15 protein-coding genes are annotated in these 14,065 nt (G+C 44.4%); 7 read left to right on the top strand and 8 right to left on the bottom strand.

The genetic code is table 11. The annotated features are described in order from the left end of the window. Nucleotides 1–27 precede the first annotated feature (27 nt). The 6 genes from bioA to NEJAP_RS04370 all read right to left on the bottom strand — a co-directional run bounded on the left by bioA (nucleotide 28) and on the right by NEJAP_RS04370 (nucleotide 6,506). Nucleotides 28–1,323: an adenosylmethionine--8-amino-7-oxononanoate transaminase gene (gene bioA, locus NEJAP_RS04345; RefSeq protein WP_201349468.1), complete on the bottom strand. Its 1,296-nt coding sequence runs from the start codon at nucleotides 1,321–1,323 to the stop codon at nucleotides 28–30. 114 nt (nucleotides 1,324–1,437) lie between these two features. Further along, nucleotides 1,438–2,421, bottom strand: a complete 984-nt coding sequence (locus tag NEJAP_RS04350; protein WP_201349469.1) for an SLAC1 anion channel family protein — start codon at nucleotides 2,419–2,421, stop codon at nucleotides 1,438–1,440. Between the two features lie 74 nt (nucleotides 2,422–2,495). Next, nucleotides 2,496–3,212: a tRNA (N6-threonylcarbamoyladenosine(37)-N6)-methyltransferase TrmO gene (gene tsaA / locus NEJAP_RS04355; RefSeq protein WP_201349470.1), complete on the bottom strand. Its 717-nt coding sequence runs from the start codon at nucleotides 3,210–3,212 to the stop codon at nucleotides 2,496–2,498. A 60-nt stretch (nucleotides 3,213–3,272) separates the two neighbouring features. After that, nucleotides 3,273–4,013, bottom strand: a complete 741-nt coding sequence (locus NEJAP_RS04360) for a sulfite exporter TauE/SafE family protein (RefSeq protein ID WP_201349471.1) — start codon at nucleotides 4,011–4,013, stop codon at nucleotides 3,273–3,275. A gap of 27 nt (nucleotides 4,014–4,040) precedes the next feature. Next, the gene (locus NEJAP_RS04365; protein WP_201349472.1) at nucleotides 4,041–5,678 is read right to left on the bottom strand and encodes a Na/Pi cotransporter family protein; all 1,638 of its coding nucleotides are present in this window, start codon (nucleotides 5,676–5,678) and stop codon (nucleotides 4,041–4,043) included. A 123-nt stretch (nucleotides 5,679–5,801) separates the two neighbouring features. Beyond that, nucleotides 5,802–6,506, bottom strand: a complete 705-nt coding sequence (locus NEJAP_RS04370) for a ComF family protein (RefSeq protein ID WP_201349473.1) — start codon at nucleotides 6,504–6,506, stop codon at nucleotides 5,802–5,804. A gap of 88 nt (nucleotides 6,507–6,594) precedes the next feature. Here NEJAP_RS04370 and bioB point away from each other — a divergent pair, with 88 nt between their 5' ends. From bioB to NEJAP_RS04405, 7 genes are all read left to right on the top strand, one after another. Then, on the top strand, nucleotides 6,595–7,638 hold the full coding sequence (gene bioB / locus NEJAP_RS04375; RefSeq protein ID WP_201349474.1) for a biotin synthase BioB: 1,044 nt from the start codon (nucleotides 6,595–6,597) through the stop codon (nucleotides 7,636–7,638). Nucleotides 7,639–7,715: 77 nt separating this feature from the next. Continuing rightward, complete coding sequence (bioF, locus tag NEJAP_RS04380; protein ID WP_201349475.1) at nucleotides 7,716–8,870, top strand: 8-amino-7-oxononanoate synthase; 1,155 nt, start codon at nucleotides 7,716–7,718, stop codon at nucleotides 8,868–8,870. Then, nucleotides 8,870–9,673 (top strand): pimeloyl-ACP methyl ester esterase BioH, encoded by an 804-nt coding sequence (gene bioH, locus NEJAP_RS04385; RefSeq protein WP_201349476.1) that lies wholly within the window; start codon nucleotides 8,870–8,872, stop codon nucleotides 9,671–9,673. The genes bioF and bioH overlap by 1 nt, the downstream gene beginning before the upstream one ends. Next, the gene (bioC, locus tag NEJAP_RS04390; protein WP_201349477.1) at nucleotides 9,666–10,466 is read left to right on the top strand and encodes a malonyl-ACP O-methyltransferase BioC; all 801 of its coding nucleotides are present in this window, start codon (nucleotides 9,666–9,668) and stop codon (nucleotides 10,464–10,466) included. Before bioH ends, bioC begins: the two co-directional genes overlap by 8 nt. Beyond that, complete coding sequence (gene bioD / locus NEJAP_RS04395; RefSeq protein ID WP_201349478.1) at nucleotides 10,466–11,152, top strand: dethiobiotin synthase; 687 nt, start codon at nucleotides 10,466–10,468, stop codon at nucleotides 11,150–11,152. The genes bioC and bioD overlap by 1 nt, the downstream gene beginning before the upstream one ends. A gap of 95 nt (nucleotides 11,153–11,247) precedes the next feature. Further along, on the top strand, nucleotides 11,248–11,493 hold the full coding sequence (locus NEJAP_RS04400; protein ID WP_201349479.1) for a hypothetical protein: 246 nt from the start codon (nucleotides 11,248–11,250) through the stop codon (nucleotides 11,491–11,493). 62 nt (nucleotides 11,494–11,555) lie between these two features. Beyond that, the gene (locus NEJAP_RS04405) at nucleotides 11,556–12,488 is read left to right on the top strand and encodes a putative metalloprotease CJM1_0395 family protein (protein WP_201349480.1); all 933 of its coding nucleotides are present in this window, start codon (nucleotides 11,556–11,558) and stop codon (nucleotides 12,486–12,488) included. Nucleotides 12,489–12,590: 102 nt separating this feature from the next. Here the strand turns inward: NEJAP_RS04405 and NEJAP_RS04410 are convergent, their stop codons facing one another. Both NEJAP_RS04410 and NEJAP_RS04415 read right to left on the bottom strand, forming a co-directional pair. Continuing rightward, complete coding sequence (locus NEJAP_RS04410; protein WP_201349481.1) at nucleotides 12,591–13,352, bottom strand: alpha/beta fold hydrolase; 762 nt, start codon at nucleotides 13,350–13,352, stop codon at nucleotides 12,591–12,593. Nucleotides 13,353–13,412: 60 nt separating this feature from the next. Next, nucleotides 13,413–14,039, bottom strand: a complete 627-nt coding sequence (locus NEJAP_RS04415) for an FKBP-type peptidyl-prolyl cis-trans isomerase (protein ID WP_201349482.1) — start codon at nucleotides 14,037–14,039, stop codon at nucleotides 13,413–13,415. Between the last annotated feature and the right edge of the window lie 26 nt (nucleotides 14,040–14,065).

The raw sequence follows: 14,065 nt of genomic DNA on the forward strand, positions 1-14,065 counted from the left end.
GCTAGTTTTTTGAAGGTGTTGGGCTATTTAATTCTGTAGATAGTTGTGAAGTACGTCAATGATGCTTGAGGTAAGTTGGTTGAGTGTCTCAGTATCCATGATGTAGGGGGGCATGATATAAACGAGTTTGCCAAACGGTCTGACCCAAATGCCTTTTTCAACAAACATCTTTTGTATTTTAGCTGAGTCCACGCCTTGCTGTAGCTCGATGACACCAATGCCTCCTAAGCAGCGCACTTCTGCGACACCATTCATTGTTGCTGCAGGCGCAAGGCCTTGTTTAAGGACGGTTTCAATGCGCAGCATGTTCGGTTGCCAGTCAGACTCGGTTAGCAGCTGTAAGCTTGTGTTGGCGACGGCGCATGCTAATGGGTTGCCCATGAAAGTTGGGCCATGCATGAAGCAGCCAGCGCCACCGGCTGAAATGGTTTGGGCAATTTGTGTTGTAGTAAGGGTGGCAGCTAATGACATATAGCCCCCCGTTATTGCCTTCCCTAGGCAGATGATATCGGGTATTACATCGGCATGTTGGCAAGCAAACATCTTTCCTGTTCTAGCAAAGCCAGTAGCGATTTCGTCAGCAATTAAAAGGAGGCCATATTCATCGCATAGCGTTTTTGCTGCTTTTAAGTAGCCTGGAGAGTAAAAGCGCATACCGCCAGCACCTTGCACAATAGGCTCAAGTATTAATGCTGCAAGTTTATGGTGATTTTGTTCGATAATGCTTTTTAGTGAAGCTATATCGGCGTCATCCCATGCTTGGTGAAAGCCTATTTGAGGTGCTTCGGCGAAGTGATGTTTAGGTAAAACGGCCGTAAATATTTCATGCATACCATTGACCGGGTCGCACACGGACATCGCACCGAAGGTGTCTCCGTGATAGCCATTTCGGATAGTGACGAGCTTATGCTTTTCAGGTTTACCCAATGCGTGCCAGTACTGTATTGCCATCTTAATAGCGACTTCGACAGCGACCGATCCCGAGTCTGCAATAAAGACTTTATCTAAGGATTCTGGTGTTAGGTCTACTAGCTTTCTAGCTAACTCTATAGCAGGGGCGTGAGTTATGCCCCCAAACATCACATGAGACATTTGGTCGATTTGGTTATGCGCAGCAGCATTGAGTGCTGGGTTGTTATAGCCATGAATAGTCGACCACCAAGATGCCATGCCATCAATGAGTTCTCGCCCATCTGCCATTTTAAGGCGCACCCCTTTGGCAGAAACAATAGGATAAGCCGGTGGTGGGTTGATCATTGATGAGTAGGGGTGCCAGATGTGATCCTGATCATAACGGATCTGTTCGGCGCTAATGGTTGTCATCCTGAGGGCCTCTGCGATAAAAAACGGGCTTTATTAGAGCCCGATCCAGAGATGAGTGCAAGAGTGTAAGTTTTTTAGGTGCAGAGCTAGTGGTAAAGACCTTGCCTGCTGAGGCTAATCTGGCTTAAAGACATTTCCACTAATAATCGCTTTGATTGTTTTATAGAGAAGAATACTGACGACTAATGAAACAATTGTAAGCATCAAGTAGCTTATCGTTGCAAACCCAGGGCTACCTGTTCTTGCATACATAACGAGTGAGGCTATTGTGAAAGCTGCCAGAGGGAATGAGTAGGCCCACCAAGACATGAAAAATTGAATACGCAAAAAGCGACTAAACTGTGTCATTAAGAGCAGTACTAAAAAGGCCGCTGTGTAATATAGGATGCGTGCAAACCCATCGACAACGTCATGGTTTAATTTCATGTAAGAAAGAAAGCCAACAGCAGGGGGAGCTATTAGAATAAATAAAGTGGGCAGTAGCTTTTCAGGTAGTGGGTCATGAAAAATAATACGGTTAAAAATTAATGTTTTCAGAATGATCCAATAGATAATACCAATGCTGAAGAAAAGCCATGATATTTCATAAAAGCCATGCTCTACACCTGAAATAGGTACCAGAATATTCCCGACCACAGGAATGAACCATGCAGGGGTACTGTGTGCTACCTGAAAATGCTGGTGGTGAATCCAGCGTGTGAGAACATTTAGGGTGAAAATTAATTGCAGTGTACTACCTAGTACCCACAGAAACCGAGATAACTCACTTGAAACCTCCAGCGTTGCGATGCTGGTTAGAATAATGCCGATAGAAAAAGCAGGGAAAAAACTCATCTTAATGGGGTGGTTGAATTCGGCAATGACTTCGGGAGCATGGCGTATTGTTTTCAGCAGGTAAACGCTCACAATGACGGCAAATATCGTAGCGGATACGATCAGTAATACGTGCGAGATAATGGAAGGCAGCGCTAAAACATGAGCTGATTTTTGCCAAGCCAGTGTTAAGCCAAGCGTCCCCATAACCATAGCGAAAAAGGCCACGGGAAAATGTTGTAAGCGTCTGCTGGCCGTTGTGTTTGCAGAGGATGAATCTGACATATGCTTTCCAGTTATTAATTTAGAATATTCTAATATAATAGTGTTTTTGTGCTCTCGGGCCAAGCGCAATTGCATTAATTATTTAAAACATCGATGGCCATTTCTATCGAGTGTACATAAATTGCTTCTTCGTCGGTAATTGACCAGCGAATATTGTAGTCGTGTAAGCGTATTCCATATTCGCGCTCTGCTGAACGTTGGTAAGCAGGGCGAGGGTCACAGCGTAAAATCTCTGTGATCTGCTGCTCTATAGGCAATTTTGTTTTTTGCTTAATAATATCGCACTGATGTTTGGCTTCACTCTTAAATATGATAGGAACCTCTAAAGCTTGATAGCTCTCCGCTAAAGAGAACTCTGCTGTGGGGATCTGATCTGAGTAAGGTAGATAAGGTTTAATATCTAAAATGGGCGTTTGATCCATCAAATCAGCTCCGCTTACTTGTAGCTGAACTCTGCCGTGGCTGCACATTACGCTGTCGAGTTTTACAGCAGAAAGGCCAATAGGATTGGGCCGAAAGGGAGATCGGGTCGCTAAAACCCCAACACGGCGATTTCCTCCTAGTCTTGGAGGGCGAACCGTTGGTGCCCAGCCTTTATCCGCGCATGCACTGAAGATAAATATGAGCCAAATGTGTGAGCAGCCTTCTAGTCCTCTGACGATCTCTTCAGATGCGTAGTCTGGTAGTAGTTCAATGGTTGCTTGCATTGAGCTAGCGAGCCCTGGTTGGCGTGGAATACCAAATTTTTCTTTAAATCCAGAGTGGATTATACCTATTGGTTCAAAGTTCATGGTTGTAGCCGTTATTGGTTGGGTAGTTATGACATGGAGTTGCTAATTAACTTTTAGCTATCAAAACGCATCAAAGAGTAGTTTTAAACCCATTATAAACAAGAATGCATAGCAGATCTGGTAGAACCACTTGTCGGGTATTTTATGATGTAAGCGCACGCCTAACAGGACCCCTATAGGCGCGAAGATGGCTAAGGCGGCCGCTGTGCTTAGCGTCTCATAAGTGAATTGTCCTAAAAAGGTGTAGGGCACTAGTTTAATAAAATTGATGGAACTGAAAAAAATAATACTGGTGCCGACATAATCATATTTTTCTAGCTTGAGTGGTAAAAGGTAAGCGTTAAGTGGTGCACCGCCAGCATGTACGCCAAAGCTAGTAAAGCCTGCAATGGTTCCCCAAAAACTACCACGCAATCGGCTAGGCTTTTTAGGTGTGCTGTTTTTAGGTTTTAACCAGAAGTTAAGTGAAAAAGTGACGGCGATGAGCCCAACAATAATACGGATGCTATCGGCTGAAAAATACCTAAAAGTTAGAGCGCCAATGATAATGCCAATGCAAGCCGAAGGTAGTAGTGTTTGCAGAGCATGACGGTTAGCTTTGCCTCTGAAGCTCCATATGCCGACGATGTCCATTAAGCACAGGATGGGCAGTAGAATGGCCGCTGCCTGTTGGGGGGCTATGATCAGCGCCATAATGGGAACGCCGAGCAAGCCGAGACCGCCACCGAAGCCTCCTTTTGAAATGGCAGTGATTAATACTGCGGGTATGGCGACAGCATAAAACCATGGATCAGAAATCATGTGGTTATCAACTCAGATGATTAAACATTATGCTGAAGTAGCAGAAGATGCGCCGCGTGAATGTATAGGCAACATGCTACTCCAATATGATGAAGACTTTTCGGCTTGTTCGGCTAGGCGGCGCAGGTGGCTTAGAGCGTCCAGCAACGTAACACTTTCTGTTGAGTCTAATTTTCCTGAGGTGGCAGCGTTGAGTATTTCTGTTTTTAGCGCTTGGTAATTATATTCTAATTTATGCAAAATTTTTCGTGCGGGTTCGCTTTGAGTATCACTCTCTCTTTCAATCCGGCTAGCTTGTAGTAGTTTGCTAATATCCTTTTTAAAGATGAATACGTTTTGCTTGATGCTGCTATCTGATATGTTTTCAAGCGTTTCGTGGTAATCGACCAAGCGAGTGGATAGCCTTGCGATTTCGTTGAGATAGCGAGCGGTACGCAAAGAAGAAGGTAGAATATCGGTAATATCGGGATCAAGGTTCTGCTGAGCAATCTGCTGGTTAAACTTTCCAACTGCGGATACTAGCGTCATTACACTAGTGAGTTCTTTCTCTAGCTGGGGTGGATTTGGGCCTTCTTCACTCACTGCGGCAAGTGCCATTGAAGAGCATAGCCGACTGACTCTTCCTAGTTCCATGCTCATTGCTTCAACAGCTAGATAAGGCGTTGAGAGTATGTTTTTATCGAGGTATTGAGGTTTACTGATGTTCTCTTCTTGAGAGAGGAAGCGGCGCTGCAATAGTTTTACCATCATGTCAGTTAGGGGCCACATAATAGCTACTCCGAGTACATTGAAGATGGTATGAAACAGTGCAAGTAAGGTGACTGTGCTGATGATGTCTTGGTTGTGCAGGCTATTTACTTGTGACGAGAAGAGTATTAAGAGCGAAAAACCTACGGCACCCGTAATGACGTTAAAAATTACATGAGCGGCAGCAATCCGCTTGGCATTGGGCGTTGCTCCAATGACAGCCAGCATGGCAGTAGAGGTTGTGCCTAAATTAGCGCCGATAACAAGCGCTGCAGCAGCGGTAATGCTAATAGAGCCGGTAGCAGCCAATGACAAAGTAATAGCCATTGAAGCAGCTGATGCTTGCATCAAAAAAGTGAGCATGAAGCCCGCGACTAAAAACAACAATAGACTGAACGGTAGGACGCTAATAACAGTGAGATCAATATTTTTTTCCAGATCTTCGAAACTTCCTTTGAGAAAATCTAGACCAATGAAGAATACACCGAAGCCAGCTAAAGCGAAGCCAATTTGGCGGAAGCGCTCTTTTGATGCCACAGTATTCAACAGCATGCCTAAAGCGATGATAGGCAGAGCAAATGCGCTTATTTTAAATTTAAAGCCTATTAAAGCAACGAGCCAGCCAGTCATTGTTGTGCCAATGTTACATCCATAGATAACGGCAACTGACTGTGGAATAGTTAACAAGCCGGCATTTACAAAGCCGATAGTGGCTACGGTGACCGCACTGGATGATTGCACGAGAGCTGTAATTAATGTGCCGGATAGCAAGCCTTTTAGGCGACTTTGAGTGGCTGCATGGAGGACGTTCTTTAAAGATTTACCGGCTGCTTGGCGCAGCCCTTGCGTCATAAGATGCATACCCAATAGAAACAGGCCAATACCACCCGCTAGGCTACCTAAAATCGCAATATCCAATTACGAACTCCTTTAATTAACACTTATCATAATCATAGTCTCAATAAATAGGAGGATCTATTTATTAAGAAAAACTTTGTAAATCAATCCAAAACGCTATGTCTTTGTATATTTAAATAGTTTTCAGCTAGGTGCTGGTGTACGTGCAATAACCCAGATATCTATACGCTGTATACCGGCTTGTCGTAGAACGCTACTAATCTCTTTTATTGTTGTGCCAGTGGTCACAACATCATCAACGAGTGCAATATGTTTGAGACTCGGGCCATTATAAGTAAACGCATGTTGGAGGTTTGTTTTTCTTTGTTGAGCCGATAATGTTGATTGAGATTTTGTACGCCTTACCTTTTTGAGATGGTTAAGCAATAAGGGGATTTTTAAGTGTTGGCTTAGTTGGCCTGCGATCAGTGAGGATTGATTAAATCCGCGGCTAATTAATCGAAATGAGTGGATGGGGACTGGAATAATGGCTTGTGGCCAAGCTTGAGGCTGTTTTAATAAACGTTTTAGTAAGCAGTTGGCGAGCCATGTTGTGTGGTGTAATCCGTGGTGGTGCTTAATTTTAGGGATAATGGCATTGATCGGAAAACGGTAAAGGAAAACTGCCTGTGTGCTGGAAAAAGCAGGCGGGTTTTTCAGGCACTCCCCGCAGATGCGAGGAGCCCCTGTTGTTGTAATAGGCAGGGCACAAATATGGCAAGCAGAGGTTAGCCATGGAAGGTCTTCATAACAGTTGTTGCAAAGGGCTATGTCTGAAGAGCCTTCTGAGTGACATAATGCACAGTTTTGGTTTGTTTTTGTACAGATGTTTTTAAATAAAGTAAACATAAGTTGACAGTTCCTTCTGTCGAATTATCATAAGTGGCTATCAGCAGTATTTTTTAGCTCAACGCCAGATTAAAAGGGGAAAGCACGTATGACCGGTAAAGCACCTGTTCGTAATGATTGGACTGTAGAAGAGGTGCAAGCCCTTTTTGATCTTCCCTTTAATGATCTTATGTTTAATGCACAAACAGTGCATAGGCAATATTTTAATCCTAATGAAGTACAAGTAAGTACTTTATTGTCTATCAAAACGGGTGCATGTCCTGAAGATTGTAAATACTGTCCTCAAAGTGGGCATTACAATACCGGTCTTGAAAAAGAACGCCTGATGAAAGTAGATAAAGTGCTTGAGAAAGCGCGCCAGGCAAAAGCTTCAGGCTCAACACGTTTCTGTATGGGAGCAGCTTGGAAACATCCCGCTGATAAAGACATGCCTTATGTCGTTGATATGGTGAAACAGGTTAAAGCACTCGGGTTAGAGACCTGTATGACGTTAGGTATGTTGGATGAAGGTAAGGCTGACCAGCTTGCCGATGCGGGTTTGGATTACTATAACCACAATTTAGATACTTCTCCTGAGTACTACGACAAGATCATCACAACCCGTACTTTCCAAGATCGCTTGGATACATTGCAGAATGTACGCGATTCAGGCATGAAAATTTGTAGTGGTGGTATTTTAGGTATGGGCGAAACAGCGACTGACCGCATAGGTTTGTTGCGCCAGTTGGCAAATATGCCGGTTCAGCCAGAAAGTGTGCCTATTAATATGCTAGTGAAAGTTCAAGGCACGCCAATGGAGAACGTTGAAGACCTCGATCATTTGGTGTTTATTCGTACCATTGCTGTTGCTCGTATTATGATGCCAGCGTCTCATGTTCGCTTATCCGCAGGCCGTGAGAGCATGAGTGATGAGATGCAAGCGATGACTTTCTTTGCTGGGGCAAACTCGATCTTTTACGGAGACTGTCTGCTGACTACACCAAACCCTGAAACAAACCGTGATCTACAGTTGTTTAAGCGTTTGGGTATTAACCCTGAGCAGCGTATCTCTGTCGATGATGATATGCAGGAAGCCGCTATCATTAAAGACTTACAAAAGCAGCAAGATAGTAAGCACTTTTACGAAGCTTAATGTGCCATCAGGCAGCCTTTTATGTAATACGGCTGCCTTCTTCTCATTATTGTCTAAATACTCTCAGGTGAATAAACATGTCATTCGATCAGTTAGCATCTGAGTTGCAAGCGCGTAAGCAAGTATCTTTGTATCGTGAGCGTAGGGTCTTGCAAAGCCCGCAACAGCCTGATGTGATTGTTGATGGTAAGAGCTACCTAGCTTTCTGCTCAAATGACTATCTTGGCCTTGCTAATCACCCCGCTATTGTTGCTGCTTTCAAACAGGCTGCTGATGAGTATGGTGTAGGTGGTGGAGCCTCGCACTTGGTGAATGGTCATAGTTTTCATCATCATGCACTTGAGGAAGAGTTGGCTGAGTTTACCGGGAGATCACGAGCTCTGCTGTTCTCAAATGGCTACATGGCGAATATTGGAACGATTAATGCCCTGTTAAATAAGCAAGATGCCGTGTTTGAAGATCGTCTTAATCATGCATCACTACTCGATGCGGGCTTGCTCAGTGGAGCGCGCTTTCAGCGTTACTTACACAATGATGTGAATAGCCTTTCGCAACGTTTAAGCAAAGCGACTGCAAGACGTTTATTAGTAGTGACGGACGGTGTGTTTAGCATGGATGGCGATATAGCTGATTTGCCTGCTATATGTGACACCGCCAATGCGCATAATGCTTGGGTAATGGTAGACGATGCACACGGTATCGGTTGTTTAGGTGGTAAGGGGGGCGGTTGTTCTGAATATTTTGGACTGTCTCAGCAGCAATTACCTGTGTTGATGGGGACATTAGGAAAAGCGTTTGGTACTTCTGGCGCCTTTGTCGCAGGTAGTGAGGAGCTGATTGAAACCTTAATTCAACACGCGAGAACGTATATCTACACCACCAGTATGCCTCCAGCGGTTGCTGCCGCTACAAGAGCAAGTCTTAAATTAGTGCAAGCCGATCAGTGGCGACGCGAGCATTTGAATGAGCTCATTAAATGCTTTCGTGATGGTTGCGAGCAGTTGGATCTAGACCTTATGGACTCACCTACACCGATACAGCCTATTCTTATTGGTGATGCAGATAAGGCGATGTCTATGAGTGAGGCGTTACGTGAGAAGGGAGTATTGGTTACAGCTATTCGGCCGCCAACTGTTCCTAGTGGTAGTGCGCGGCTTCGCGTTACTCTAAGTGCTAGTCATTCATTGGCGCATGTTGATCGTCTGCTTGATGCTTTGGATCAGGTGAAATAATGGGCTTATACCATAAGTCTTTTGGCAGTAAAGCTAATCCGGCACTGATTTTATTACATGGCTGGGGGATGAGCTCTTCTATTTGGAGCACTTTACTTCCCATGCTCACACCATATTTTTATGTGACTGTCGTTGATCTTCCCGGGCTGGGGCGTTCATCGAGCGCTGATGCCTTCATGACATTAGAGGCGATGGCCTCATCTATTGTTAGTGAATTAGAAAGCAGTTCCGCTGAACCGTTAGCGCAGCCAACTTATTGGCTGGGCTGGTCTTTGGGTGGAATGGTTGCTTTGCAAATTGCCAGTCAATACCCTGAAAAAGTACATGCTTTAATGACCGTCGCTTCTAACCCTTGTTTTGTACAAAAAGAGGACTGGGAGCATGGGATGAACCCGGTGATGTATCGACAATTTAAAGCCGCGATAGAGTCTTCACCCGAAAAAACCTTATCACGCTTTGCTATGTTGCAAATACAAGGTGGGGATGCAGCTAAACCTATTTTAAAGCAGATAAAGGCTGTTTTGGCTGCTAGCCAGCCTACACAGCTGTTAGCAACATTAGCGTTATTGGAAAATGACCTTAGAGAGCCTTTGTCTAAATTGAATTGCCCTGTTCTTCACATGTATGGAAGTGAAGATCATCTAGTGCCTAATAGTACGATTACTGCTATCCAGGCGCTGGCTACAGCGCAACAACAAACAGTGAGTTTTCAGGGCGCGGGTCACCTACCATTTTTGTCATCACCTGAGGCGTTTTTACAGGCAATTCTGGTCTTTATTGAATCGATAAAAAAATATGGGTGAATTAATAAATAAACAGCGTGTGGCTGAGTCTTTTAGTAAGGCTGCCTCAACTTATGATAGCGAGGCTGCTTTGCAGCGAGATATCGGCCATCAGTTGTTGCTTAAACTACCTGTTGATTTAGAGGTTAGTAAATCCTCTAGGATCTTAGATCTAGGATGCGGTACTGGTTATTTTACTTCTCAATTGCACAACATGTTTACGGAAAGTCGTTTAGTCGGCTTGGATATTGCTTCGGGTATGTTATCTCATGCTCGCAGCCATCGCGAGCTGGGTTGTGGGGTTTCCTGGGTGTGCGGTGATGCCGAGAGTCTTCCTTTAAAAAGCCAATCATCTTCAATGGTATTTTCAAGTTTAGCGATTCAGTGGTGTGAGAATAGCACCGCGCTGTTTTCTGAAATTTCTCGGGTACTACAGTCTGATGGTATCGCATGCCTTGCTACCCTCGGACCTAAAACTTTGTTTGAGTTGCGCGAGTCATGGTCAAGCGTAGACGATTACCGGCATGTTAATCAGTTTCAGTCTATGCAAAACCTTATTGAAGCGCTGCCGAGTGACCTTGAAGTTGTTCAACGTGAGAGTGAGATGCGAGTATTACATTACTCACACTTAAAAGAGCTGACGCATGAACTCAAAGGGATCGGAGCGCATAATATGAATGCAGGGCAGGCCAAAGGCTTAACAGGTCCTGCTAGGGTGAAAGCCTTTAGAAAAGCATATGAGTTGTTTCGTGATCCGCAAGGGTGGTTGCCGGCAAGTTATGAAGTGCTCTATTTGATTTTGAGGAAGCGTTAATGGCCAAACAACAGTTTTTTGTAGCGGGAATTGATACTGACGTAGGTAAGACGGTAGTAACCGCAGGTTTGCTTGAAAAAGCTAATCAGCAAGGTTTGCGAACTATTGGTTTGAAGCCTGTTGCCGCGGGCTGTGTGCAAACAGAAGAAGGGTTGCAAAACAGTGATGCGCTGTTATTACAAAAAACCGCCAGTGTTAAATTGAGTTATAGCGAAGTAAATCCTATTGCTTTTGAGGCAGCTATTGCTCCGCATATTGCTGCAGAACAAACAGGCAGGCGCTTATCAGCGGATCGAATCGCAGCAATATGTCGAGGTTCTATGATGAATCCTTCAGATTTTCTGCTAATAGAAGGGGCGGGCGGTTGGCGTGTTCCGTTTAGCCGTAAAGAAACTTTTGCTGATGTCCCCAAACTGTTGGGTACTCCTGTAATTCTCGTGGTTGGAGTGAAGCTGGGATGTATTAATCATGCATTATTAACGGCAGAGGCGGTTGTGAGAGATGGGCTGCAGCTTGTTGGATGGGTGGCTAATCGTATAGATCCCGATATGAGTTGCTACGAAGAGAATGTCGCGACGATAGACACTATGTTCCAAGCTCCTTTGTTGGGAGAAGTACCTTATCTGGATGATTTATCACCGAGCTCTGTTGCTGAGTTTCTGGATATTAGTAGTTTAATAGAATAAAGCTGTACAAAAAACAGCCAGATTTGTGATGTTGTTCTATACTGAGGGTGTAGTATATTATTTTGCATTTTAAACTTAGTATGTAGGTTAGTATTATGAACGTGACTGGAGCCTTACAAACGGGCGTTATTGGTTTAAACCGCACGTTAGACAATACACTTAAATCTTCTAGTGATCAGGTCGGTAGTGGCAAGCCAGAAGTGCCTGAACTTGCTTCTGGCAAGGCATTAAATAGCGCGCTAACTGAAACAACATTAGATGCCAGTGCACAGGCGCCATCAACTAAGGTGGTGACGGATGCTGGTGAAGTGTTAGGGACGAATATTGATACACGAGCTTAATTCTTAAAAGAATGAAGTGTAGCTCGTTATTAAGTTGGGTTAAATAAAGAAAGGGTAGCAGGGTGATTATTAGCAATTACTCTTCAGCAGTGGCCATATCATCGCAGACTGAGAATACTTCTGCGAACAAAGCTACTATCTCTGATCAATCTAAAACCCATCTGTCCTCTTCTCATTCTCAAACGCAGCCTGCGATTGCTGATCCAGCAAAAAATATTGATAAGCTCTCCTCTCAAGGCGCGTCTGTTAGCCAAACGAGTGTCTCTGCAACCCAAGCCGTTATGCACCAATCATCGGATAAATCTGCTCAGCAGATAGAAGCAGATAAGACAGCCATTCAGAATCTTGTCCAGCGTGATCGAGAAGTTAAAAACCATGAGCGAATACATGCCTCAATTGGTGGCGCTTTCGCATCGGCTCCCAACTTTACTTACCAAAAAGGCCCGGATGGTCAGCTTTATGCGGTAGGGGGCGATGTTAGTATTGATACCTCTGCGGTGGCTGGTGATCCACGTGCCACGTTAGAAAAGGCTCAAGTTATTATTCGTGCAGCGCTTTCGGTACCTGAACCGTCTGTGCAAGATCGACGAGTGGCCGCTCAAGCACGTGTTATGGCGACAGAGGCTCAAGCAGAAATGGCGTTGCTTGAATCGACAAATGAAAAAGTTGTGCAAACCAGTGAGGCTGATGTAATAGATGAGTCAAGTCGTATTAGTCGTGATGCGGGAAATGATAAAGAGATAGGCGCTTCTGTAAAGAGTTCTGAAAAAGACGAAGAAGAATCGGATGGGAAAAATAAAGACAGGAATAATATTGCAGATATAAACGCAGAAAGCAGCGCATCGGCACAGGCTGTGACAGAGTCTTTACAAGAGTTTAATAGTCGTTTAAACGATATCAATAAAACTCTGCATGATATTAATCTACGTTTAGTTGATGCAGGAGTATTTCAAAAGCTTTTTCCTGAAGGCACTATTATTGATAAAAATGTTTAGTGCACTAGCCCGTTGAATTTACCAGTATTTAAGCGTTAGTCTTTTTAAAAGCCATCCTAGTAATACCGTACGTTGGTGCGTCTTATAGCAGAGGCTTTATTATCAAGCTTGTAAGAAGTTGAGTAGTAGCTTGGTGAAGACGGCAGGTTTTTCGGCATGAGGCCAGTGTCCTGCACCCTGTATTAGCTTATATGTAGCTTGTGGGAACAGCGCTAGTATTGAGTCACGATGTTCTGCTTGAATATAGTCAGACTCGATACCTTTAATGAATAGTGTATTACCAGTAAAGGGTGTGCCTGATGGTGCTTCGCTGATATTACTATATGCCTTGCTGAGTACAGGTAAGTTCATTCGCCATTGGAATTGTTTGTCGTCATTCCGGTAGAGGTTTTTTAATAAAAAAGCTCTGACTCCCGGCTCGCTAATGTAAGTGCTGAGTTGTTTGTCTGCTTCTGTGCGAGACTTGATTTTCTGAAGGTCTATTGAGAATAGCCCTTTTAAAACATCTTTATGGTGATGTGGGTAGGTGACCGGTGATATATCAACAACTATCAGTTTTTGTATGCGCGCAGGGTAGGTGAGTGCCAGTTGCATGGCGGCTTTTCCACCCATCGAGTGTCCCATTAAGTCGACTGAACCCAGCTCTAGTTCATCGAGCAGCTCGATAATATCTTCCACCATAGCAGGGTAGTTCATGGTATCTGAATGAGGGCTGCGTCCATGGTTTCGTATATCAACTGCGATGACTTGAAAGTTCTCAGACAGTGCTTTAATTTGGCTACCCCAATTTTCCAGCGTACCAAATAAGCCATGAAGGATAACCAGCGGAGTTCCTGTACCATGTTGTTGGTAGTGAAGTTTCATGAAGGCCTCGGATAAAATGGGACATAAAACCGGGCATAGAGTACCCGGTTTCTACATTGCTTACAGAATGTCGAGTAGTTCTACATCGAACACGAGTGTCGCAAATGGAGGGATGCCGCCTGGTGAACCCTGTTCGCCGTAAGCAAGGTGGTAAGGAACGGTTAAGCGCCACTTAGCTCCCGTGTTCATTAGCTGTAGAGCTTCCGTCCAGCCTGCAATAACGCCGTTTACTGGGAACTCAGCTGGTTGTCCACGATCATACGAGCTATCAAAAACCTTACCGTCAGGGAAGGTGCCGTGATAATGCACACGAACAGTAGATGCGGCAGTTGGTTTGTCGCTTTCAGCGTTACCAGCTTCAGTAATTTCGTATTGAAGACCAGACTCAAGTACGAAAACGCCTTCACGTTTTGCATTTTCAGCCAAAAGAGCTTCGCCAGCAGCACCCGCTTCTTTTGCTGCTGCTTCACGTGCTGCCTGAATGCGAGTGTTGATTTCGTTAAAAGCAGTTTGAATGCTTTCAACAGGTACTGCTAGTTCTTCGCCTGCGTAAGAATCTTTCAAGCCTGCAGCCACTGCATCAAGGTCAATACCTTCGAAACCGTTTTGTGCAAGTTGGTCGCCCATTTGGCGGCCAATACCATAGCTAGCATGTTGTTCTAGTGTTTCAAATTTTAGTTCAGACATTCTTTTTTCTACCGATAAAAATGAAG

Origin of the sequence: Neptunomonas japonica JAMM 1380, from assembly GCF_016592555.1 — a bacterium.
GTDB classification, from domain to species: Bacteria; Pseudomonadota; Gammaproteobacteria; order Pseudomonadales; family Balneatricaceae; genus Neptunomonas; species Neptunomonas japonica_A.